The following is a 24,887-nucleotide window of genomic DNA, read 5'->3' as shown; positions in this document are numbered from 1 at the left end:
TCGTGTTTTTTATTGTTTGTAGTTGTATTTATATTCTTTTAAAATATTATTGTTGATATCTACCACTTTCTCCAGTCTGTTCGCAGCGTCATAGATATAATATTCTCTTATTCCTGATGGTGGGGTGATACTTCTTACTCCGATTAAAGGATCATAGGTATAAGTACTCACCTGGGCATTTAGCAATGCAGGCAATTGTCTAAAATTATCTAATGCTGTAAGTAAAGCCGATTCATCATTATTGATCGAAGCCGAAGCATCGGTATTGGAAGCGGTAATGATAGCTGAAGCTAAAGAGATTATCTGGGCATAGGTAGCGCCTTCTACCTTAGCAATAGGCTGGGTCTGGTTATAGCCCCAAACTATAGCTACCGGAACTCCGTCTTTAGTCGTGTACTGTTGTAAATTACCTTTGGAGTCATACTGATCATAAGTTACTTCGGTATAGGTAGTAGCAGAGTTCTGTAAATCATAGGATTTAACGGATAAAGGCAATAATAAATTCCCGGCCTGTGTCGTAGGGACGGAAGTAGGATAAACAGTCTCGGTTTTTGATAAAGTCTTTGTAGAACTTCCTGTCGTCTGAGTCGTTGTTGTCTCTAAGGGAATACCTACCATATTTTTATCAATCATCAGCTGATTGACCTTCTCATGGGCATAAGCATAGCTCGTTTTTACCTTCTCTCCACTGGATAAGATATTTTCTGTACTTTCAAGATTCATAGGCTTATTAATATCGGTATCGTAATAAGCATAATTTGTCCTAGTAATTACTTTTTTACCATTTAAATAGTCTACTGCTTCCGTATTCTCCTTCTCTATCTTACCCGACTCTATTGGTATATATTTTTTTTCTACATAATAAGACTCCAGATATTCCGGGGATGGCCCTGGATGCATTTGAACCATATATTGAGTAACCTCTATATCATGTGCAAACCCAATTTCATCTGCAGACTGAGGAGTATAACCTGATAATGGATTTTTCAGTCTGTTAAAGTTATACCGGCTGGTCTCAATCTGCACAGTATCATTCGCTTTATTTAAAATAATTCTTTTTTCCAACAGACCATCCTTCCAATTATTATATTTAGCATGAATATGCGAATAAAGCTTTTCGTTGGTAGTATCTTGAGTAAATATATGTATGGTTTTACCCAGATCATTATATTCTGTAACCTGCTTATATGTAACAATATCAGAGCTTGCATAACTGTTGTAGCTGGCTCCTGAATTACTTATTACTAAATGTTTTTCTAAATAAGGGCTATACACTTCTTCTCCTGCATCATTGATCTGTCTGACATATTTTCTTCGTAAATGCGTATACTGAAACGGCTGGTTAAGTGATCCGCTTGTTCTCTCCTGATTTAGGATAGGATCAAAATATTGATAATCATAATTAAAGGCATTAACCGTATTATTTTCACTTATATCTTCAATCTTTTTTATCCTTAAACCCCCTACAGGGATTTCTTCATTGAATGAATTGTATTGCCCATACAATAAATCTACAGAATAGGTACATCTACAATTCCCTACCCTGTTCAGCGTAATCCTGATAGGTTTTGTTTTATCATAACCAAAGTCCACTCCCGAAGTAAAAACTCTAGGTTTTCCGTTACTTCCCAGCACAGATCCGTTGTGTTCGGCAGCTCCAAAACATAAGGTTTCATGAATTTGGCTTACATCATCATTATTATTCTGACAAGAGTTTCCAAAGGACAGCCTTACTCTTATACTATCTTTTCCGACGAAGTCACTCTCAGGTATATTGAGTGTGGTATCTATATCTGCAGTAGTATCTATAATATTGTCCCCTGGATAACTACTGACTATTCTCGCGATATTCTTTGTTAAGTTGCTCTGATAATTTGTCTTTTTTTGGAAAATCTTGTTAGATTCATAATAAAGCTTTTTGCTTCCTTTAGTTGGGTATTCTATCTTATTAAGAGTCCCTAGCGGAGAGTATGATGGATTCGTGTCCCTATTTCTGCTGTTTGACACGGATACCTCATGATTCACATATTCGGTATATACTTTACTCGGTATATTCGATAGGGTTTCATTACTGGTAAGACTGTTAATATAGCCCCAATAATCATCATTATTCGAATTTCTGGCAGGAATAGGATTATCTTCATTATAAGTAAAAGAATAACCGCTATTTTGAAGATTATCACGTACTTCCGTTAGTTTCAATCTATAATCCTGATAATTTTTATTGGGATTATTAGATTCAAAATAGGAGAAGTTCAGGGACATATCTTTTATAACAAGGTCTGCCTTATTCTTAATAAGAATTTTCCTTAAAGCGACTCCATTTTGAGAGTTCAGATCCTTACGGAAGGTTTCACCCTGTACAGTATTCAAACTGTTGTCATCCGAATATTGAAAAACAGCTTCTCCCTCCGGAAAAATAATTTTGGTCAATAGCCATTCCATATTCGAAGATGAACCTTCATAACGTTCATAGGCTGGCAAAGGTATGCTTGGTTCAAATGTTCCTACAGGCTTTTGAGTAATAAGAATATTAGCCCTCTCATTGATACTCTTTTCAACATACATATGGGTCTTACCATATATAAATTCTATTTTTTTACCATGAACTGTTCTAATACTATCCAAAACAAAAAGAGGTTCGTTAGAGGTTGTCTGTCCAGACTCTCCATTGTTATAAGAAGAAATATTTTTAGGTGTTAAATAAAAAATATTTCCCCCTTTATCTTTTAATTTTATTTTTTTAACATCTGAAGATATTTCTATTTTAACATCATCCTGAGGAATAGTATATCCTATTCCTCCGCTGATAATAAAACTTCCATTGGAAGTTGGTAAATTATAATTGAATATATCCGGTCTTGTATCATAATTACCATTAAATATACCTTCTACTACAGGCCGGCTATCATTATCATATCCTCCTATATTTTTGACATGTGTATTGATGTCATTAATATTTTTAGAATAAAGAGGCACATATTTATCATCCTGATCTACAATATTTTGTGTGATACTGTTAGGAATACTCAATGCCCAGCCCAACCCTGTGATGGATGCTACTTCATTAAGCTTAATTCCTCCCGTATTATAGGATAAGGAAATAGGAAGTTGTACCCCATCTGCTTCAATAGTATATATCGGAATATTGATATTTGCCTTTCCTTTAAAAAGATCTATAGGTAATTTTCCTACTTTTTCTAAAGAATAAGCATTAGCCGTTGTAGGAAGAGAGATGTTATTTGTCTTTTGTTCAGTCGCTTCTCCAGCTCCGGATTGACCGTACCCTACGTTGAAAATGAGTATTAGTATTATTATATAAAAATTTTTCATGTGTCTATTTCTTAATCAATTTAGCATTAGCCGTTTTATTCGTATCAGTTTTGATCACCACCAGGTAAGCTCCCTGAATCAAAGGTTGTGTGTTCAACTTAGTAACCTTATTCTTAGTCTTTAAGCTTTGCAGCTGTCTTCCACTCATATCATACAACAGTATCTCAGCTTCCTTAAACTCATAGCCAATTTCAACATAAGCATAATCCGATACAGGATTCGGATAAATCTTAATATCCTGTTTCTCTATCAGCTGATCAATCTGCTTGTCTCCCAGCTTTACGATCTTCCAGTTCTCCCTACCTAATTCTTCTCCGCTCGTTCCTGCCAGTATTATTGAACCATCTCTATTCAGCTTAATATCCGATAACCTTTCCTCCTTCTTGCTTGATTCTCCCTTCACATACTTTCTCCACTGCTCATTGCCATCCTGATTCAAATAAAGCATCCAAAACGTTTCATCATCTGCCTCTATTCTTCCTTCCGCCTGGGTATAACCTCCCAATAAAATACCTTTTGTACTTTCTTGGTTCTTGACTCCCCGATCTTGACTCTTGGTTCTTGCATCTTGGTTCTGCCCATTAATAACACTCATTCCCATCAGTACATCCCGGTTCTTAAAACTATACGACTTCTGCCATACATCTTCTCCTTTCTCATTTAAAGAAATCAACCATAAGTCAGTACCTTCTTCTATACCCACTGTCTTATTGCCTGATCTTTCTGATCGGGATTCTCCGCCTACAATATATCCGTTAGAGGTTAAAGCCAATGTTCTCAGGTGATCATCTCCACTTCCTCCATAGTTCCTCTCCCATTCTACTTTACCGTCTTTACTTAGCTTCACCAGCCAGTAATCACCTTCTCCGTAATGGATGCTGGCTTTTGGCTGCTGGCGAAGAGCTCCTGAACCTGTACCTGAAACAGCCTTATTTTCTGTGAAAGCCTCACTTCTTGAATATACCCCTAACAGAACTCCTCCATCCCTGGTTGGGATCATTTTTTCTACTTCATCCAATCCTCTTCCTCCTAAAATAAGTTGGGATAGCTCTTTTCCGTCTTTATCCAAACGGATGATCAAAACATCTTTAGAGCCATAACCTTTAGAAGAATTCTGAATACTTCCTGCTACTACAAAACCTAAATCCGTAGTCTGAACTACCGCTCTGGCCTCTTCATCCGAACTGCTACCTAACGTTTTCTGCCATAATTCATCACCATGCTCATTGAGCCGGATAAGCCAGATATCAGAACCGCCTTTACTTTCTTCTTTCTTATCCAAGCCTTTTCCCGAATGAGAAGTTCCGGCTAATAGAAAACCTCCCTCCTGGGTAGACACTGTAGCCGATAAAAAATCATGATTATTCCCCGAGAAATATTTTTCCCAGCTCTGTTCTCCCTGTTGATTAAGCTTGATTAAATGGAAATCATAACCGTTATTCTGCTTACTGCCTGAAGCCTCCAACTTACTGCTTTGAATAACACTTCCTGTAATTAAATATTGCTGGTCTACCGTTGTAACAATCTGACTTAGAAAATCCTGAGTATTGGACCTGATATCTTTCTGCCAAACCACTTCCTGTGAATACAACGAAGCACCAATGCATAGAAATAATGCACCCGTGTAGAGTTTTTTCATCTGTTTTTTTTAGTGTTAAAGTAAATTTTTCTAATTATTCAAACCTAAGAAATTCAGAGCATAAATAAGAATCCAATATCTATATTTATAAATCTATACATAGAAATTGATCAATGTCGTATTATAATTAACTGATATCAAAACATTTGATATAACTAGTGATTTTTATCAATACGCCATTTTGCTTGTCGTTTTAAGTAGAAAAACAACTATTTGCAGTATTATTGAAGTACCGAAAAACCAACTATAAAAAGGTGAAATATAATATTATCCTCACCAATAATTTTACAAAACACTTATTCCGGATAATAATATGTTCTCTATTTAAAATAGTTTTATAATTTAGCAAAGACAATCAGCAATAACACCGAATCTTTTTCCGGTGATCATTTTTATAAATACAGGAATGAAAAAAGTACTATGGACTGCATTAACCGCTATAAGTTTATTAACATTATTAAACTGTAAAAAAGACACCCTTAAAAACAGTGTAAACACTACTTCACCCAATCAGATCATTCAAGATAAAGGAGAAAAAAAGAGTGCCAGGATTGACAAAAGCAATGATCCCGACTTAAAAAAGCTTCAGGCAGAAACCCTGAATAAATTTTCACAACTAGAATTTAACGATCCGCTCACAGGAAGTAAAATGTCTTACAATCTGTTCATCCCTAAAAACTATAATAAAAGTAAGTCCTACCCCCTAGTCTTATTCATGGCAGATGCCAGCACGGTAGGAAAAGCTACAACAGCTCCGTTAATCCAAGGCTATGGAGGTATTGTATGGGCTACCGATGAAAGTCAGGCTCAAAATCCATGTTTTGTTCTGGTTCCTCAATACACCACTAAAGCTGTAAATGACGATTTTGAGACTTCTGATGAAGTTGAAATGACCCTTAGGCTATTGAATAATGTCACTTCCCAATACAATATTGATACTAACAGGCTCTACACTACCGGACAATCTATGGGAGGGATGATGTCGATGTATTTTAATATTACCCACCCTGACCTGTTTGCAGCGTCCATTTTTGTAGGCTGCCAGTGGGATACCTCAAAGATGGAAAGTTTCGCAAAAAATCATTTTTTCTATATCGTAGCTGCAGGAGATGAAAAAGCTCCCCAGGGAATGAAAGATCTAAAAGCCGTGCTCGAAAAAGAAGGTGCCCAAATAAGCACCGCTGAATGGAATGCTAAACTACCGGAAACACAACAGAATTTAAATGTAGAAAAGTTATTGTCAAAAGATAATGACATTAACTTTATAACCTTTACTAAAGGAAGTGTACTTCCTCCAGATGGATCAGGGACAGAACATATGTGGTCCTTTGATTATGCCTATAAAATAAAAGCAGTAAGAGACTGGCTGTTTGCTCAAAAGAAATAATTTTAATATATATCTGCCCATAGAAAGTACAATCCCCTATTGTAAATTACAATAGAGGATCATCACACAGCTAGTTTACACAAAAAAAACACTTATATCGGTTTCCACGGTTTAGTCTTCCAGTACCAGTTTAGACTTTCTTTTTCTTTTCAGTTTTGCAAAAATCTTATCGTAAAGGAATGCCAGCACGGTGGTTTTATTATAAATTTTATGGTATCGGTAACTTGTATTGAAGTGCCTTACATTGATCTTGTAAAAATCATACCCGATTACCACTACAAGACATATACAAATCACATAGAATACTCTAAATTCGAGATGGTAATAAGTAAGCCCTGAAAATACTGCTCCCAGCACATAGGCAATCATAATACTCATCAGCAATTTCGCTCTTCCCCTCAATTCCCCGTTATTCCTGTAATCTTTATGGGTGAACATAGAAAAAAGAATTCCCAGGTCGGTTGTTGTTCCCGTAAGGTGGGTTGTCTTTACGGAAAAATTGGAAATACTCGCAGTCAAACCATTCTGGAGACCTGTTGCAAACAACATTAAAGCCACCAGAGACTGTGTTTCCACCAGCGTTTTTTCATAATAAAACTGTCCGTAAAATCCTACAAACAACAAACATATGATCTCCAATACAATAGGCGTCGCATGGGCCAAATATTTACTTTTCTTATTAAAATTGATTACAATAAAATTGGATAAAAAGCTTCCGAAAAAGAAAAGGAATATCCATCCTGCTACCACACCTACCTGGGTCCAGTTTCCCTGGCTGATCTCCGCCGAAAGGATGGCATAATGCCCCGTTACATTGGAGGTAAAATTGAGAAATATTAATAGAGATGCTATATTTATAGTTCCTGCCGTAAAAGCAGTCAGCGTTCCCAGTCTTATATTATCTCCCAATGTCCTGCTGTTACTATAATTTCTTAACATTGTATTTATTTTTTAATGATTAATTGGTTATTTCTTAGACTTCCACAAAAACCTCAGCCAGTCTTCCCTTTTCAGGAAGGAACTCAGGGGTTTCTACAACAATATCGTAGGATTTCAGGTTCTTGCATTTCTTGATATAAGGAACAATATTGAATTTTCCTTGACTGAATTTCTTTTTCCCGGAGGAATAATAAGCTTCATCCACTTTTTCCGCTTTCAGATAATTATTGAAAGTACGTTGGAAGCTCCCTGTAAACACATCACAAATAATAGTATTAACCAGATGCGGATATTTATTTTTAATAATACCATAAGCGTCACAGAATTCCTGCGGTCTTATCTTATTAAAAATCATATTTTTAGTAGTAAACAAAAGATCCCTTATAGAATCTCCCATTTCATATCCGGATACAAAAAGAATATTGTACTGGGTTCCATCGTTAAGTGCTTCTTTCTCTTTCAGAACTTTTTTCAATATATTTAAAGACTCAAGAGAGTAATCGGTGGCAATTAAAATCGTTTTGGTCATATTTTTAAGATTTAGTTTCGCGTTATCTTATTTTGATAATACAAAACTAGAACGACCATATTAGAAGCTCTTTGGAACGGAATTAAAATGTGATTAAGAGATTAAAATGAGATTAGAAAATTGTTAAGAATAATTAATATTAACTGAAAATCTAAAACCAATCTACCCAAAAATCCCTTTAATCAATAAGGTTACGAGAGTTTCTCCTCCCTCTGGATGCTGTAAAAATTAGGAAAACGCAATTGAACGGTAGTTCCCTGATTTTCATGAGAGCTGACAATTAATTCCCCGTTATGCATTCTGATAATATTTCGGGCCAGGGGAAGTCCTATTCCGTATCCTTCATAATTTTTGGTATTGGAAGCCCTGAAAAAGGGATCATAAATTTTATTGATTTCTTCCTGAGGAATTCCGATCCCATTGTCTTTCACCACAATAAATACATCTGTATCAGTAGCACCCAGGGAAACCTTTACCTGCTGAAAATTAGAATACTTACAGCCATTGTTGATAATATTGGCAACTGCCAGATGTAAAAGCTGCTCATTTCCCTGAACTTTTAATTTCTTAGGATTATCGGGAAGCATATTAATATCCAGGTATATATTATTTCGGGAATCAATTCTTCTTAATGTTTCAATCACATCCCAAAGAAGCTGATCCATACGGACTTTATCCATTTTCTGGATCTTTCCGTCAAATCCCGTCTGGGCAATCATGAGAAGAGCTTTAATTTTTTTATCCAGTTTTTCCGCTTCATTTAAGATAATACCCAATGTCTCCTGGTATTCCTCCACAGAACGGTTAATGGAAAGAGCAACATCCGCTTCCCCCATAATCGAGGTAAGAGGAGTTCTCAGCTCATGAGAAACATTTCCGATAAGGTGGTTCTGCGTTTCAAAAGAAGTTTCAATACGGTTGAGCATATCATTAAATGTATCTACCAGATCATTAAGCTCTTTATTATCCGGTTGTGATTCCAGCCTTAGGTGAAGGTTTTCGGAACTGATCTCTTTTACTTTCCCAGTTATTTTGGATATGGGTTTAAATAAAGTCCGCGAAAGATAAAATGAAAAGATCATACTGAAGAAAATAGACATGACCATGCACGTGATCAGTGTTCTTTTTAAAAAACCCAAATAATAAATGACATAGTGATTTTTGGCCGACGCTATTGCAATATATTCCTGGTCCCCCACTTTAAAGGACTGTCCTATATAATAAAATTCCCTATCATTATAATTCGCTTCCCCACTGTTTACAGCAGTCGTAAAAAATGAATCCGGTATTTTAACTTCCTCGGAAATTGACTGAAAATTATAATCGGAAGGAACCGCAAATACATAATCTTTCTCCATGGGAAGCTCTTCACCGTTAAAAGTGCTCATGATCCCGTTTTCAGAAATATCTATATGCTCTTTACTCTTCTCGATCTGTACGATAGTAGCCGCACGGATTTTCAAAAGCTCATAAAACCTCTGATGGGAAAAGTTCACGATAGAAAAATATACCAGCCCGCTGAAGCATAAGATGACCGCTGTAAAAACAAGCATCAGAAGGAGCATCGTTTTGGTTTGGTTGGTAACTACTTTATTAAACATTCTCAGGGTTTTTTCAGTACATAGCCCATTCCGATTACCGTATGGATCAGTTTCTTATCTTCCTGATTATCCATTTTTTTTCTCAGGTAATTTACATACACATCCACAACATTGGTTCCCAGCTCATAATTGACTCCCCATACGGCATCGAGAATTTCCGCACGGGAAATTACTTTCTCCCTGTTATTAAGGAAATACATTAATAATTTATACTCCGTGGAAGTAAGGGATATTTCTTCCTCTCCTCGAACTACTTTTTTGGTATAATCATTCACTGTAAGGTCGGAAATCCTGTGGATATGTTCATGATCTTCTTCAGGAACAGAAGTCTCATTGGAGTTACTGTGATTGCTTCGTCTCAACAGGGATTTCACACGGGCTACCAGCTCAATGAATTTAAACGGTTTTACAAGATAATCATCGCCCCCGTTTTCAAGTCCCAGTACGATATTTTCTGAAGTCCCTAAAGCTGTTAAAAAAAGAATAGGAACATGCTGATTCGTTTTTCTGATCTCTTTGCAGACATCCAATCCGTTCATTTCCGGCAGCATAATATCCAGAATTACCAGATCGAAATCATTTTCTTCAACAAGGCGGACACCGGTAAGCCCGTCAAAGGCAACCGAAATTTCATATCCCTTTTCCTGAAGCCCTTTTTTAATAAAAGAGACCACACTTGTTTCATCTTCGATCAGAACTATTTTTTTCATAAATAACGAATTACACAAAAGTAAAAAAAAGAAAGTAAATAAATAAATCCCTACCGATACGAAAACTATTCAATTCAAATCCATTATTTCTAAAGAATAATTTTAAATTTGCTCTCATAAGAAAATGATATCTTATACAGGGGATGATATTCTTAAAAAAAACCAGGATTTAATAGTATGAATGATTTTTTAATTGGTATTGGAAAAAGGCTGAAGGACATCCGGAAGAAAAACAATCTGACAATCAATGAACTGGCTTTTAGAGCCAATGTAAGTAACGGACTGGTTTCCAGGATTGAAAACGGAAGAACCATTCCTTCCCTGCCTGTACTGCTGGACCTCATCCAGTCCCTTGAAATAGATGCCAGCTATTTTTTTGAAGGAGTAGAAAAAAAATCAAATGCCAAATTCATCCACTTACCCCGGGAAAGCCAGCAGCTCCTGGAAAAAGAAGTGGAAGCAGAAGGTTTTAAATACATGCATATATTCAGTAAAAGTCTTCACTCATTAGGTTTTGAAGCCGTACTACTTACCCTTGCACCTCATTCCAAACGGGAAAAAGTAATTACTGATGCCTGGGAATTTAAATATATATTAAAAGGTAAGGTAAAATATTTGATTGATAATGAGGAAGTTGAGCTTCATGAAGGAGATTCCCTTTATTTCAATGGTAAATTTCCGCATGTTCCTGTGAGCATCAGTGACGAAGATTGTATTATGCTTGTCCTTTACTTCTATTCTGACAAACATTAACTTACTAAAGTTGAGCATTTGTAAAACTCTGTTTTATTGATTTCAACTGAAAGTAAATCTATTTAAAGCCCCGAGCTTAAAAGCATTATTTTATTTTAAATATAACTATCTGATTGCAATATCATTACATTTATATTTAACATCATTCTAAAAATACTTCCATCCGCTTGTAGTTAACAAATCATACATTTTAATTAAACATTACTTAATATTTAGTTTTTATATATATTAAAATTATTGCCTTGTTTTGCATTAAAAGTTTAATATATGTAAAAATGAAAACAAGATTCCATCTTTTCATTGCCTTCTTTTCCATTTTTCTTTCTATTTCTTCCCTGGCACAAAAGCTGTCTCTTACAGGAATTGTAGTGGAGGATAATCAGCCTCTTCCGGGAGCAACAGTTTCTTTAAAGGGCGGACCAAAAAATACTGTAACCGATATTGAAGGAAAATTCTCACTTAATGATGTAAAATCCGGATCCTATATCCTTCAGATAGAATACATTGGATATGAGACTAAAGCTTTTCCAATAGAAATTCAGGCCGGTGAAGAAATAAAAAATGTGGGCATTATTTCACTCCGTACCAAACAAAAAAACATAGATGAAGTTATTGTGACTTCTACGTTAAAGAATAGTGAAGCAAGAGCTTTAAATCTTCAAAAAAATGCCATTAACATCTCCAATGTGATTGCTTCCGACGGTATCGGAAAATTACCGGACAGGAATGCCGCAGAAACCGTTCAGCGCGTCCAGGGAGTTTCCATAGAACGGGACCAGGGCGAAGGAAGGTTTGTTTCATTAAGAGGGCTTCCTCCGTTCTGGGCTTCTACTACTATTAACGGGAACCGCCTGCCCACTGCCGAAGAAGAAACTACTTCCCGGGCAACTGCATTTGATTTTTTCCCGACCGAGCTGATCTCTTATGTACATGTGAACAAATCTTTTACTCCCGATATGGAAGCTGACGGTATCGGAGGAGGTGTTAATTTCATCACCAAAACTCCACCTATGAAACAAGAGCTAAAAATCACATTGGGAAGTGGTTACAATGCCAAAGCAGACAAAGGCATTTATAATTTGGGGCTGTTGTACGGAGGAAGAACAAAAGATAAAAAATTCGGATATTTATTCAATATCGCTCATTTTACAAGAAACTGGTCTACGGATAATTTTGAAGCCAGAAGAAGCGGAGATGAAGGGGTTTTTCGGCTGGAGTTAAGGGATTATAACGGAACCCGTAGCACTACGGGTATCAATACAGCTTTTGAATATGTTCTTTCCCCTAAAAGTTCTCTCTACCTGAAAGGAATGTACGGAACCCTGGCAGACGATGAAACCCATTATAAACACAGAATACGATTCGACAAATTCAATTCGGAAAACAATACGGCCCGGGTGGAGCTGCAGAATATTCATAATAAACTTATCACCCAGCTGACTTCTTTCTCGCTGGGAGGAAACCACCAATTAAAAAAAGGAAAAATCGACTGGGATATCTCTTATTATGAAAATGAATTCAAATACGGAAACATTCCGGACAAACAGAATAATTCTTATTATGTCGTAAAATTCACTCAATCCGGTGTAGGCATTAACCCTGATTATATTGCCGACCATGGCAACGGTCCGAGAGCATACTGGAAAGCGGACGGAGGTAAGCTGGATTACAAAAATACGGAAGCCTTATTCGGGTTTTACAGTGAGCCGGGCTTTAAAATGGATGCTTCTAAATTGAGCTTTACCGATCTGGAACTGTATAGGGTCAATATTAAAGAAAAGGATAAGATAGTAGCCGCTTTCAATCACGAAATCAATGAATCAGAAAAATTAATCTTAAAGTACGGATTCAAATTCAGAGATAAAGAAAGGAACGCCAGGTTCTCCGATATTTTTTATACATGGAACAACGGAACATCTCCTCTGCTATCCGATTACGGACCGTATATCACCAATCAGCCCAACGGCACCAAATATTTAAGTGAACTCAATGCCCATATCGGAAACACCTTCGGGCCGGTTTTGTCTGCTTCCGGTATGAACCAGTTCTGGTTTCAAAACCAGTCCAATCTGAAAATAAACGCTTCCGATTCGGAAGCCCTGGAATACAATAAAGCTTTAGGTAGGAACTTTGATGTCTTTGAAACACAGGCTGATGCTTACGGAATGGCAACCTACAAAGTGAATGAGCAGATGACCATCCTCGGAGGAATCCGGTTATCTAACACCAGAACCAAAGTAAAAGGTTACAACGTCATCGAAAATACACTGACTCCTGTAGAAAATACCAAAAAATACCTTGCTGTTTTACCCATGCTCCATATAAAATATACGCTGAATGATAAAACCAATCTCCGTTTTGCGCTTACCCGGACATTTTCAAGACCCAATTTCGGCGATCTTACTCCGGGGGGAACTTATATAGAAGCTGATAATGCATATCAGGGGGGAAACCCAAACCTTAATCCAACCTATTCCCTCAATCTGGATCTTATGGGAGAATATTATTTTTCCAATGTAGGAATCTTAAGCGGTGGAATTTTCTATAAATCCATTACCGATCCTGTTTTCCAGGATTCATTCATCGGTACTTACAACGGGATTAGCGGAGTACAGTTTTCAGCTCCTAACAACGGAAGCGCTGCATGGCTGGGAGGAATTGAGCTCGGGATCAACAGAAGGTTTGATTTTTTACCGGGCTTTCTTCAATATTTCGGAGCACAGCTCAATGCGACATTCATGACCTCAGAAATGGAAAAGCCAAGCGGCAGAAAAGTAAATCTTCCTTACCAGGCCAAAGACTTGTATAATATTCAGCTCTTCTTCGAGAAAAAAGGGTTTAATGCAAGACTGGCCTTCAACTATAAGGGTAAATATGCAGTAGAATATGCAGAGGAAGATATTAATGATACCTATTACGGGAAATACAGCAGTCTTGATTTCGGAGCTTCCTACCAGGTTACCAAATACCTGACCTTATACACGGACCTCAACAATATCCTGAATAAACCGCTGATTTATCATTTCGGAAAAAACCAGGACCGTCCTGAGCAGGTGGAATATTATGGAGTAAGAGGAAACCTTGGTGTAAAACTTAATTTTTAAAGTTCTCAAAATGGCAGGTAGTATTAATAAAAAGAATCTTGTTACCTTAAAAGCTGCCCTCTTTGCTTTTGGTGTTTACTTCTGTATGTATGGGTTCAGAAAACCATTTACCGTAGCTTCCTTTGAAGGACTATCGTATTTCGGTATCGATTATAAAGTATTGATTATCATAGCCCAGGTTATAGGTTATTTTATTTCTAAATTTATGGGGATAAGGTTCATTTCAGAACTTAAGCCGGAAAAAAGGCTGTTTTACTTATTCCTGTTTATCGGAATTGCGGAATTAGCTCTTCTTGGCTTTGCTCTTGTTCCGGCTCCTTATAACATTGCTTTTATGTTTCTTAACGGATTACCTCTCGGAATGATATGGGGAATTGTTTTTTCCTATATTGAAGGCCGGAAGACCACAGAAATAATAGGACTTTTCCTGTGCTCAAGCTTTGTGGTTTCTTCAGGATTTATGAAATCAACAGGAAAATACCTAATGGATCATTTCGGCGTATCTGAATTTTGGATGCCTTTTACCTCAGGATTGATTTTTATTATTCCTCTTTTTATTTTCGGGATTCTCCTGGAAAGAATTCCTACACCCAGTCAGGAAGATATTATATTAAAAAATGAAAGAAAACCTCTCAACGGAACCCAGAGAAAAAAACTGCTGCAACAATTTTTAATTCCCATCATCTGCATTACTTTGTTATATGTAAGCCTTACTGTTCTCAGAGACTTCAGGGATAATTTCAGCAGGGAGATCTGGGATAGCATGGAAACGAGAACCGGCAGCTCTATTTTTACCTTAACAGAAATTCCGGTGGCCATTATGGTTCTTCTTGTACTAAGCTTTATGGTGAAGGTAAAAAACAACAAAAAGGCTTTTAAATTATATCATTATATCCTGGTATTCGGGATCAGCGCGGTAGGAATTTCCACCTATCTGTTTACCATGGGCTGGTTGTCCCCTTTCAGCTGGATGGTGCTTTCCGGATTCGGGATGTATATCTGCTACATTCCTTTTAACGGTATTTATTTCGACCGGATGATTGCTGCTTTTGAAATCAGTGGAAATGTTGGATTCCTGATTTACTTTGTGGATTCTTTCGGATATCTGGGAAGTGTGCTTATCCTTTTGTATAAAAACTTCGGTTCTCCACAGGTTTCATGGCTCAATTTTTATATAGGGCTTAACTATAGTATTGTGATTATTGTTTTAATTTCACTGATTATTGCTTTTTTAGCATTCAAAAAAAAATTAAAGCCTCAGCCTTATATTCACCTTGATCCATCCAAAATTATATAAAAAACTTAATTATAAATGATAGCAAAATTTGATTTAATCGTCGTAGGAGGTGGAATTTTAGGAACATTCCACGCCTATCACGCTTTAAAAAAAAATCTTAACGTAGCCTTACTGGAAAGGAACTCATTACCTCAGGGAGCTACGGTAAGGAATTTCGGACAGGTTGTTCCTTCTGGCATGGATCTTAAATGGCAGAATTTCGGAAGGGAAAGCTTAGCTATATATCGGGAACTGCAGGCCCAGACCGATTTAACCATCCGCCAAAACGGCTCCGTATATATTGCTTCCAATGATGAGGAGCTCCAGCTTATTCATGAGCTGCATGAGATCAACAGGAATAATGATTATGAATCGGTACTGCTGTCTAAAAATGAATGTATTAAAAAATACGACGGACTACGTTCGGATTATTGTAAAGGCGGTTTATTCTTTCCCCAGGAATTATCTGTGGATTCTTCCGAAATGATTGTGAAACTCCAGGCTTTGTTACAAGAAAAATTCAATCTTCAGATATTCTACAATACCACAGTCATGGAAACTTCCGAAGATAGCGGGACATGTACTGTGATTACTACAGAAGGAAAAACCTATCATGCCTCAAAGATTATTATCTGCAGCGGCCATGAGTTTAAAACCCTCTATCCCGAAGTGTTCCGGGAAAGTGATCTGGAAGTAACCAAATTGCAGATGCTCCAGACCAAACCGCAGGGCATCTATTCTCTGCCGGGAAATATCTTAACGGGATTAACGGTCAGAAGGTATGAGTCTTTTAGGGAATGTCCTTCTTATCAGCAGATTAAAGCTAAAGAAGATCCCACAAGTTTTGAAAGAAAATTCGGAGTTCATATCCTCTTTAAGCAGGCACTGGACGGATCTGTTATCATTGGAGATTCTCACGAATATGCGGATGCCAGAAATTCCGATACTCTGGGATATGATCTGAATATGGAAATCGATGAATTTATGATCGATGAAGCAAAAAAAATCATAGATCTTCCCACCTATGATATTCAAAGAAGGTGGTTCGGAATTTATTCCCAATGCAAAACAAAAGATATTTTTGAATATAACCCTTCCCCGAATATTCACATTATTACAGGGATCGGAGGAAAAGGAATGACAGGAAGCGGAGGATTTTCTAAATTTAATATTGATAAAATTTACTCAAACTCATGAAGAATATAGAATTATTGGTCCTGGATATGGCCGGAACCACTGTTGATGAAGATAATGTAGTTTATAAAACCCTTACCCAAGCCGTAAACGATGCAGGATATACAGTAAGTCTGGAAAAAGTTCTCACCGAATGTGCCGGAAAAGAAAAATATGAAGCCATAAGTGATCTTCTCCATACAATAGGTGGAAACAGGGAGGATGCACAGTCTATTTTTGAAAATTTTTCAGAACAGCTAAAAAATGCTTACATCAATTTGAATGTAAAACCCATTAACGGCGTTGAAGAATTCTTACTTAATACCAGAGCCAGAAACAAAAAAATTGTTTTGAATACCGGCTATAATTCAGCAATAGCTTTACAGCTTCTGGAAAAACTGGGCTGGAGAGAAAACCTTCATTATGATGCTTTAATTACCGCAGATGATGTCTCAGAAAGCCGCCCAAGCCCTGAAATGATCCAGTTTGCCATGAAGAAATTTAATATTAATGATCCCCAGCTGGTTTTGAAGGCCGGAGATTCCGTTATAGATATTGAAGAAGGAAAGAATGCCGGATGCGGAATTACCATTGCTGTCCTCTCCGGTGCCCAAAGCCACACAGAACTGGAAAAAGCCAATCCGGACTATATCCTCAATACCCTATCTGAAGCTGGAAATATAATTTAAATCCTTTTTTGTTTTCAAGCTGATTTTCTTAGTGTTTTATTATTTATTAGTTAACATTAAGTTGATTTAAGTTTACAAATAGTAAATTATTTTTACAATTATTAAGATTAAATAACTATTTGTAAACTTCTTTATTATGAAAACAAAAATACTTTCCATTCTGCTGGGAATGAGCTGTCTCCTTGGTGCACAGACTAAAAAAGTACTATTCATCGGAATAGACGGATGCCGGTCCGATGTAATGATAACCGCAAATATTCCTAATATTCAAAGTCTTATCTCTACCTCCGTATATTCTCTGGATGGTCTGTGTGCAGCGACTACTTGGAGTGGAAATGGCTGGAGTACCATGCTGACGGGCGTATGGCATACCAAGCATAATATACAGGACAATAATTTTACCAACCCTAATTTCTCAAATTTTCCTGATTTTTTATCCAGAGCCGAATCTTATAATTCCAATTTAAGAACAATTTCCTTAGCCAACTGGTCGCCTGTTAATGATAAAATTGTTCAGAATGCCGATGTTAAATCCAACTTCAGCACTGACCTTGCAGTTAAAGATGCGGCCATAAGTGCCTTACAAAAAGATAATCCGGATATACTGTTTATAGACTTTGATGATGTGGACCATGCCGGACATACCTACGGTTTTTCTTCAGCCATTCCTCAGTATATCTCTTCCATCGAAACCATAGATTCCTATATCGGAGACATTGTTAATGCCATGAAGAGCAGATCTACCTATAACAACGAAGACTGGCTGGTGGTTCTCACAACCGATCATGGGGCTGTAAATAACGGCCACGGAGGAGGAAACCTATCAGAAAGAAATATCTTTACTGTCTATTCCAACCCTAATATCTTACCACAGCAATTCAGTAAAACAGTTTCGGAAACCAATACTACATTTAATCAGCTTAACTTACCCGCAGGAACCTTTGCAAAGCCATCCGATCAAACCGCTTTCACGTTTGGCACCACACAGGATTTTACCATTGAATTCTGGGTAAAACCAAACTCCAGCTTTTCTAGCGACCCCGTATTGATAAGCAATAAAAACTGGAACAGCGGGAAAAATAAAGGATTTGTAATCTCCAGATATTCCGGACAGACTTATAAAGTGAATATCGGTGACGGTACTCACAGGATTGACCTGGTTGGAGGAAAACTTCCAACTAATCAATGGAAACATATTGCAGTCAGTTTTGACAGAGATGGCCTGGTCACTTTATATGAAGATGGAGTGGTCGTTACTTTTGCAAAAATGGAAACAATCGGGAATATAGATTCCGGACTCCCTCTTACCATCAATCAGGATGGAACTAATACTTATGGAGCCAACCTTTCGGCTTCTTACAAGGATATCAGGATATGGAAAAGCGTAATCCCAAATGATGTCATCATCCAATGGGCCAATCAAAATATAGATTCTTCCCATCCTTATTATTCCCAGTTATTAGCAAACTGGAGATGTGATGAAACTTCCGGAAACATCTTGACAGATTCCAGCTCCCATCAAAATAACAGTATCATCACGGGCTCTCCTACCCGTATTTTAAATACTCATAACAACTTCAAAATTTTTAATTATTTAAATACTACAAGGCAAACAGATCACTTTCCTACGGTTCTGAACTGGCTGTGTATACCTATTCAAAGCTCATGGAATATAGACGGAGTAAATAGACTGCCTGACTGCCAGGAAGCTGTATTGTCCGTAAAAAATAATAAAACAATTCAGGATGATCCGGTTATTTTTCCCAATCCGGTTCAGCAGACGCTTAATCTAAAATTTAAAGATACCAGCAAACAATCTGATGTACAGATCATTGATACAAAGGGAGCCGTAATTCTTTCCAAAAAGATCACCTCTTTCAATGGCCTTTATGAGGAAAAACTCAACGTAAATAACCTGGCACAAGGACTTTATTACCTCAAAATTATTACCGATAAAAAGGGTATTACCAAAAGCTTTATCAAAAGATAAACACCAATCATTTCAATATAATTTGATAATAGAATGCCAGTCTGTGCATTCTATTATCTTTTTAAAATACTTTAATAAATAAAAGGAATAATTTTTCTGGTGGATTTCCTATATTCAATATATTCTTCTCCGAACTGTTCTACCAATGCCTGTTCCTCCACTTTTATCCTGTGATTGAAAGCCAGCAATGGAGGTATAACTGCTAAAACAAGTGAAATCCAGTTATTCAAATAAATTCCCAATCCCAAAAAGGTCAGCAAAGAAGCAGAATAGGAAGGGTGCCTTACCCACCGGTAAAATCCTTCTTTTTTGATCTTGTGATCTTTCTTTATTGTAACATCTACCGTAAAGTATTTCCCTAAAGATCTGATAATTATGAATCTTAATAAAAGTCCCGAAAGAATCAGAAACTCTCCCATATACTTTATCCATAAACCTTCCGATACAGGAAACCGGGTTCGATAGGAAATAGTAACAGCCGATGCAATAGAGATAAGAAATACAATCCATAATATATTGAGTGTAGACTTGTCTTTATCCTTTTTATCTGCTGCTCCGGACTTTAATGTTTGTTTGTAGATGATTTCACTTACTATCCACAAAACCATTGAAATAGAAAATAGCAAAGAAAGTGTTTTCATATTGGTTTAAGATTTGTTCATTAGTTTTTTGATTTTCTTTTCTTCCCAGTTTTTGCCGATCGTAAAGACACTCAGTCCATGAGAAATTAAGCCCATACCCCAACCCAGCATTGGCCAGTAAAACCAGAGATTTTTGGGTGAGGTAATAAGATTCAGAATAACAAGAAAGGGAATAATTACGCAATAGGAAATAAGGTTGGCATAGAAACTTTTAATTTCTTTCATTCTCTTCTTCGCCTTTGCATAAGAGGCATCCTCTTCTTCCTGAACCTCCTGAATTATCTCTACTTTATCTGATAGCATGGGAATCTTTACTTTAAAAAAATCCACTGACTTTTCAATAAAAACATTCTTTTTTGTAAGCAGGGAATACCGCTGTACAATATTGGCAAGTCCAATTCCTGAGCTTTCCTTAATCTGCTCTCTTTCCTGAAGATTATTCTCAATACATAAAGCTCCTTCTTCAGAAAATATTTTGATTTGAAGAGGCTTTGAAGATGTTGCATAATTATGTTTTATACAATTCTCCAGAAGAAGCTGTAATGAAAGAGGAACAACATATTTCTTATAGTCCTCCTGCCTTACTTCAAAGGAGAAATCTACACTGTCTTCAAACCTTGTTTTCAATAAGTTGCAATAAGTCTGTGCAAAACCTACTTCATCCTCAATAGTAACAAGTTCTTTATCCTTTTGTTCCAAAACATAGCGGTAGATTTTAGACATAGAGACCGTAAATTTCTGAGCTTGTTCCGGGTTTTCATCAATCAAAGAGCTTAAAACATTCAGGGAATTAAATAAAAAGTGAGGATCAAGCTGGTTTTTAAGACTCTCAAGCTGGGCATTGGCAGAACCGGCAATTAATTTCTGCTCCACAACCTCTTTTTTAGAGGATTTTTTCAGCTCTTCCATAAAGCTTCTGGCGTGGAGAAAAGCAGAGATCAGCAGGGCAATATTGATCATAAACCAATTAATGAAATTATATTTCCCCGAAAAGAACTGTTCGGTTGTAGCCACCTTTTGGATCATCACAAAATTGATATAATTACAGATGTAAACCAGAATAAAATTGATAACTAAAATACAGACGATACTTATTATTACCCTTAAAGTTGTTTTTTCGGCCCACGGTATCTTTTTATTTAAAAGTTCATTGGAAACCCCGTTTCCTATTCCGATAAGAAAGGAGTACATAGCAGATATCAGAAAGGTTATCCCAAAACTTTGCAGACTTCTTTCTTCTGAAAAAAATAAGAAAAACAGCAAGGTCGTTGCCAGTGATATCCACCACAGTATAATAAAATCTTTGCGTTTCATAATGAATTTTCCTGATCCAAAATTAGTTCGTGCTAAGGGTTTCCGAAATTATTTTCCACCGGATGGTATATTGGTCTTACCGAAAGGTAAAAAAAAGTCTCCCGTCACCGGAAGACCATATGCAGCTAGATATATAATTATTTTTTGTTCTGGCTTAAAAAATACTCGGCTTCTGCTTTTCCCCAGTTCGGGTCCAAAGAAGTCTTAGGTGTATAACTGTTAAATTTCTCCTGTGCCTGCCGGAATAATTCCAATCCTTTTGTTTTACTTCCTCCATACTGCTCAGGAGTAAAGTACATATCTTCTGCTTTTATAAGGGCTATTCTCGGGTTATTGGGATCAAGCTTTTCCGCAATCTTCAGTTCTTCTGTTGCTTTGGTTCCATCGGTCATGAATCTTTGCTGGGGATTAACCATCATTTTTAAAGAATAAGCCATTTTCTTCAACAAATGAATTTCGGCATTATCCGAAGGTGCGGCATGCTGTGCGGCACTGAGATACTTCTGGGCCTGACCTGCAATGAAATCAAGATCTTCCGTCTTACCATCTCTCATTAATACTCTTCCCTTTTGGATATTGGCAAAAGCAGCATAATAAAATGGAAGCCATTTTGTCTCATCCTTTCCTGCTATTGTATGAAAATCAGTGGCCAAAGCCTGGAAATCTTCAGCCGTTTTGCAGGTTTCGATCTTAGCGATCTTTTCTGTCATGGCTTTATCGTAATCTGCCTGCGCAAAGGCATTCAGACTCATAAAAGCCAAAGCAAAACTTAATAGATATTTCTTCATTATTTTAATTTTGATATTCTTTTATCTTTTTTTCAAAGATATGTATTTAATACATATGATCTGATTATCAAAAGCAGGTGTTATTAATTTTTTTATAATTTTTATGAACGATTATCTGTTTTTTACTTTCAACTATGAATATTGATTGCGGCTCTTAACAAATCCGCGGAGAATATATATTCTGCTTTCCTGATACAAGTCCTATTCGATCCCCTTTAAAAATTTATGTCTAACTTTATGAAATTATTAATCACTTTAAACTATAAAAGAAATGAAATCACAAAAATTAGCCTTATTAGTGGGGTGCGCTTTATTCGCTGTTTCTTGCGGAACGACGAAAACTTATTCGGTAAATGCCAAAAGTAACACCCAGACAGGAGGTACCGCTAAATTTACTCAAAAAGGAAATGAAGTGGTAATGAACCTTGATGTTACCCATCTTACTCCGGGAATCCATGCGGTTCACATTCACGAAAAAGGAGATTGCTCTGCTGCAGACGGAACTTCAACAGGAGGGCACTGGAATCCTTCTAAAAATGATCATGGAAAATGGGGTGCTGAGCACTTCCATATGGGAGATATCGGAAATCTTGTTGCTGATCAGAACGGAAATGCCAAATTGGTATTTAAAACGGATAAATGGTGCCTTGGATGCACTGACGAGTCTAAAAATATCATCGGAAAAGGATTGATCATCCATGCAGATAAGGACGACTTCCATACACAGCCTACCGGGAATGCCGGCGGAAGAGTGGGATGTGTGGAAATTAATTAATCACCAGCTTCAAAATAAAAAGCCTCTAATGGATTAGAGGCTTTTTTATGATTTATTGTTTGGTTGCCATATCTGATACTATATTCATAGCTTCCTGCAGATAAAGGTCTTTTTTGAGATTCTTCACCCACATTTCAGATTTTTTCTTGAAGGCTTCATCTTTTTTCTCTCTTTCCACTTCGGCAGGATACATTACAAACTGAAGTCCGTTTTCAAATTTATTCAATGCCTTGAATTTTTCGATCTGGGCTTTTCTATGTTTCATTACCTCATTGAATTTATTAATATTAAGGGTAATGCTTTCTTCCTTATCCAGTTTTTCCCTCCATTGTGCAGATTCCAATAAAAGCTGATAGTTGGTATTTTTAGCCATTCTGGCTGCACTGGCACTTTCCAATGCTTTAATATCGAAATAATTAACCTTCTGGAAAGGAGTGCTTGGAATTTTATCCCATGCTAAGGCATAATCATCGTAACGTTCTCCTATTTCCGCATAGGTAAAGAAGTCTTTCATCTGAATATCGGAAACGATCCCTTTTCTTTGGGTAGATTCTCCGGTAATTCTATAAAACTTCTGAATGGTAAGCTTTAAAGATCCGAAATCATCTTCCGTATTCAGGAACCTGTTCAGATCTACAAAGGTCTGTACCGTTCCTTTTCCAAAAGACTGAGGAGAGCCTACAATTACTGCTCTGCCGTAATCCTGCATTACTCCGGCTAAAATTTCGGATGCAGATGCTGAAAGTTCATTTTGCATGATCACCAGAGGACCTGTCCATATAGGATCATCATTTTTATTTTTTAAGGTCTGGATTTTACCGTTTCCGTCTTTTACCTGAACATAGGGTCCGGCTTTCATGAAAAGCCCCATAATATCACCTACTTCCGTTAATGAACCTCCTCCATTATTTCTAAGGTCTAAAACGATCCCTTCAATATTCTGAGATTTAAGCTTAATGATCTCATTTTTAATATCATCAGAGGCATTTCTTCCGTTAGGATCTTCAAAATCGGCATTGAAGCTAGGGAGATTAATAAATCCGTATTTCTTTCCATTTGGAGAGTTTACTACGATACTTCTTGCAAATGTATCTTCGATAGCCACTTCTTCACGGACCATAGTTACATCTTTAATGGTTCCGTCCTTTTTCTGAACCGTTAAAGTAACCGGAGTTCCTTTTTCTCCACGGATCAGTCTTACCGCTTCATCCGAAAGCATTCCTACCACATTTACGGCATCATCTTTCGGCTTGGATCTTACTTTTAAGATTTTATCACCTTCTGAAAGCTGTTTGGATTTCCATGCCGGAGCACCGATTGTTAAAGCTCCCAGATATAAATATCCTTTTTTCTCCTGGATAATAGCGCCGATCCCAATTACTTTTCCGGTAAAATTGGTATCAAAATCCTCTTTATCCTTAGGGGAATAATAGTTGGTATGCGGATCGAAAATTTCAGTATAAGCATTCATATAGACTGTAAACCAGTCCATTTTTTTTCTTTTTTTGAATCTTGTAAAGGTTTCCTTCACAAGGTCTTTCACCTCATCAGTCGCTTTTATTCTCTTTTGTTCCGGAGTAAGAACGACAAGCTTGATAGTATCTTTAAGCTTATATTTCTGTACGGAATCTTTTTTCTCCTTCTGGGCCTGCTCTTTACTGTTTAAAGATTCTATTTCCTGAAGAATATTATATTTAATGAACTTTCTCCATTCATTATACTGCTGCTCTTTATTAGCCGGAACTTTTTTGAGCTTAGGCTCTAAGGTAAGGGAGTCATTTTCTTCCAGATTGATCGGTTTACTGAAGATATCCTGAGTGATTTTATCGATTTCATCTACTCTTTGGTAAAGCCTGTCAATGGTAAGTTTATAAAAAGTAAGATCCCCGAGGTTCAGGTAATCATCCAGTTTTGTTTCGTGTTTGGCAAACTCATCCATATCGGATTGCAGGAAATACCTCTTTGCAGGGTCTACCAATTCGAAATAATGTTTATAAACATCTTTAGAGTAAGCGTCATTGATGGGCTTTGGGCTATAGTGTAAATAAGAAAGTGTATTCTTCACACTCACCATTATCGTCTGCATTTTTTCATCATCATTTTTAGGTGAATTGAAACAAAAAATAAGACTTGTCAACGGTATTAGGAGTAAAAATTTATTTAGCTTAAAATTTTTCCACATAAGTCTGTAATGTATTTTATTATTCTTTAAGGATTCTGCTTATTAGTTGTAACAATTAAATTTC

Annotated in this window: 18 protein-coding genes; 8 read left to right on the top strand and 10 right to left on the bottom strand. The window is 36.8% G+C overall.

What is annotated here, in order from left to right:
* Window positions 1-9: 9 nt before the first annotated feature.
* On the bottom strand, window positions 10-3,333 hold the full coding sequence (locus ABJ974_RS00180; protein ID WP_419869382.1) for a hypothetical protein: 3,324 nt from the start codon (window positions 3,331-3,333) through the stop codon (window positions 10-12).
* Window positions 3,334-3,337: 4 nt separating this feature from the next.
* Window positions 3,338-4,972, bottom strand: a complete 1,635-nt coding sequence (locus tag ABJ974_RS00175) for a T9SS type A sorting domain-containing protein (RefSeq protein ID WP_419869381.1) — start codon at window positions 4,970-4,972, stop codon at window positions 3,338-3,340.
* Between the two features lie 406 nt (window positions 4,973-5,378).
* Here ABJ974_RS00175 and ABJ974_RS00170 point away from each other — a divergent pair, with 406 nt between their 5' ends.
* Window positions 5,379-6,359, top strand: coding sequence for a carboxylesterase family protein (locus tag ABJ974_RS00170; RefSeq protein ID WP_419869380.1), 981 nt, complete (start codon window positions 5,379-5,381; stop codon window positions 6,357-6,359).
* A 111-nt stretch (window positions 6,360-6,470) separates the two neighbouring features.
* Here the strand turns inward: ABJ974_RS00170 and ABJ974_RS00165 are convergent, their stop codons facing one another.
* The 4 genes from ABJ974_RS00165 to ABJ974_RS00150 form a co-directional block, all read right to left on the bottom strand.
* Window positions 6,471-7,298: a YoaK family protein gene (locus tag ABJ974_RS00165; RefSeq protein WP_419869379.1), complete on the bottom strand. Its 828-nt coding sequence runs from the start codon at window positions 7,296-7,298 to the stop codon at window positions 6,471-6,473.
* Window positions 7,299-7,332: 34 nt separating this feature from the next.
* Window positions 7,333-7,827 carry a hypothetical protein gene (locus ABJ974_RS00160; protein ID WP_419869378.1) on the bottom strand — a complete coding sequence of 165 codons (495 nt, stop codon included), beginning with the start codon at window positions 7,825-7,827 and terminating at the stop codon, window positions 7,333-7,335.
* A 191-nt stretch (window positions 7,828-8,018) separates the two neighbouring features.
* Window positions 8,019-9,428 carry a sensor histidine kinase gene (locus ABJ974_RS00155; protein ID WP_419869377.1) on the bottom strand — a complete coding sequence of 470 codons (1,410 nt, stop codon included), beginning with the start codon at window positions 9,426-9,428 and terminating at the stop codon, window positions 8,019-8,021.
* Window positions 9,429-9,430: 2 nt separating this feature from the next.
* A complete protein-coding gene (locus ABJ974_RS00150) occupies window positions 9,431-10,138 on the bottom strand; it encodes a response regulator transcription factor (protein WP_419869376.1) in 708 nt (235 codons plus the stop codon).
* A 177-nt stretch (window positions 10,139-10,315) separates the two neighbouring features.
* Between ABJ974_RS00150 and ABJ974_RS00145 the strand changes: the two genes are divergently transcribed.
* The 6 genes from ABJ974_RS00145 to ABJ974_RS00120 all read left to right on the top strand — a co-directional run bounded on the left by ABJ974_RS00145 (window position 10,316) and on the right by ABJ974_RS00120 (window position 19,123).
* Window positions 10,316-10,891, top strand: coding sequence for a helix-turn-helix domain-containing protein (locus ABJ974_RS00145; protein ID WP_419869375.1), 576 nt, complete (start codon window positions 10,316-10,318; stop codon window positions 10,889-10,891).
* Window positions 10,892-11,166: 275 nt separating this feature from the next.
* A complete protein-coding gene (locus ABJ974_RS00140; protein ID WP_419869374.1) occupies window positions 11,167-13,995 on the top strand; it encodes a TonB-dependent receptor in 2,829 nt (942 codons plus the stop codon).
* Window positions 13,996-14,005: 10 nt separating this feature from the next.
* On the top strand, window positions 14,006-15,292 hold the full coding sequence (locus ABJ974_RS00135; protein ID WP_419869373.1) for a DUF5690 family protein: 1,287 nt from the start codon (window positions 14,006-14,008) through the stop codon (window positions 15,290-15,292).
* A gap of 15 nt (window positions 15,293-15,307) precedes the next feature.
* Window positions 15,308-16,468: a TIGR03364 family FAD-dependent oxidoreductase gene (locus ABJ974_RS00130; RefSeq protein WP_419869372.1), complete on the top strand. Its 1,161-nt coding sequence runs from the start codon at window positions 15,308-15,310 to the stop codon at window positions 16,466-16,468.
* Window positions 16,465-17,133, top strand: coding sequence for a phosphonatase-like hydrolase (locus tag ABJ974_RS00125; protein WP_419869371.1), 669 nt, complete (start codon window positions 16,465-16,467; stop codon window positions 17,131-17,133). The genes ABJ974_RS00130 and ABJ974_RS00125 overlap by 4 nt, the downstream gene beginning before the upstream one ends.
* Before the next feature lie 136 nt (window positions 17,134-17,269).
* A complete protein-coding gene (locus ABJ974_RS00120; RefSeq protein WP_419869370.1) occupies window positions 17,270-19,123 on the top strand; it encodes an alkaline phosphatase family protein in 1,854 nt (617 codons plus the stop codon).
* A 71-nt stretch (window positions 19,124-19,194) separates the two neighbouring features.
* Here ABJ974_RS00120 and ABJ974_RS00115 read toward each other — a convergent pair whose 3' ends face one another.
* The 3 genes from ABJ974_RS00115 to ABJ974_RS00105 all read right to left on the bottom strand — a co-directional run bounded on the left by ABJ974_RS00115 (window position 19,195) and on the right by ABJ974_RS00105 (window position 21,866).
* Window positions 19,195-19,764, bottom strand: a complete 570-nt coding sequence (locus ABJ974_RS00115) for a methyltransferase family protein (RefSeq protein ID WP_419869369.1) — start codon at window positions 19,762-19,764, stop codon at window positions 19,195-19,197.
* Window positions 19,765-19,770: 6 nt separating this feature from the next.
* On the bottom strand, window positions 19,771-21,078 hold the full coding sequence (locus tag ABJ974_RS00110; RefSeq protein ID WP_419869368.1) for a 2TM domain-containing protein: 1,308 nt from the start codon (window positions 21,076-21,078) through the stop codon (window positions 19,771-19,773).
* A 137-nt stretch (window positions 21,079-21,215) separates the two neighbouring features.
* On the bottom strand, window positions 21,216-21,866 hold the full coding sequence (locus ABJ974_RS00105) for a hypothetical protein (RefSeq protein WP_419869367.1): 651 nt from the start codon (window positions 21,864-21,866) through the stop codon (window positions 21,216-21,218).
* A gap of 271 nt (window positions 21,867-22,137) precedes the next feature.
* Between ABJ974_RS00105 and ABJ974_RS00100 the strand changes: the two genes are divergently transcribed.
* Window positions 22,138-22,641, top strand: coding sequence for a superoxide dismutase family protein (locus ABJ974_RS00100; protein WP_419869366.1), 504 nt, complete (start codon window positions 22,138-22,140; stop codon window positions 22,639-22,641).
* Between the two features lie 52 nt (window positions 22,642-22,693).
* Here the strand turns inward: ABJ974_RS00100 and ABJ974_RS00095 are convergent, their stop codons facing one another.
* Window positions 22,694-24,823, bottom strand: a complete 2,130-nt coding sequence (locus tag ABJ974_RS00095; RefSeq protein WP_419869365.1) for a carboxy terminal-processing peptidase — start codon at window positions 24,821-24,823, stop codon at window positions 22,694-22,696.
* Window positions 24,824-24,887: the final 64 nt, after the last annotated feature.

Origin of the sequence: Chryseobacterium sp. CT-SW4 (genome assembly GCF_048572715.1) — a bacterium.
Taxonomy (GTDB): domain Bacteria; phylum Bacteroidota; class Bacteroidia; order Flavobacteriales; family Weeksellaceae; genus Chryseobacterium.
Note: the sequence above shows the minus strand (reverse complement) of the source record. Positions and strands in the feature narration are given on the sequence as shown.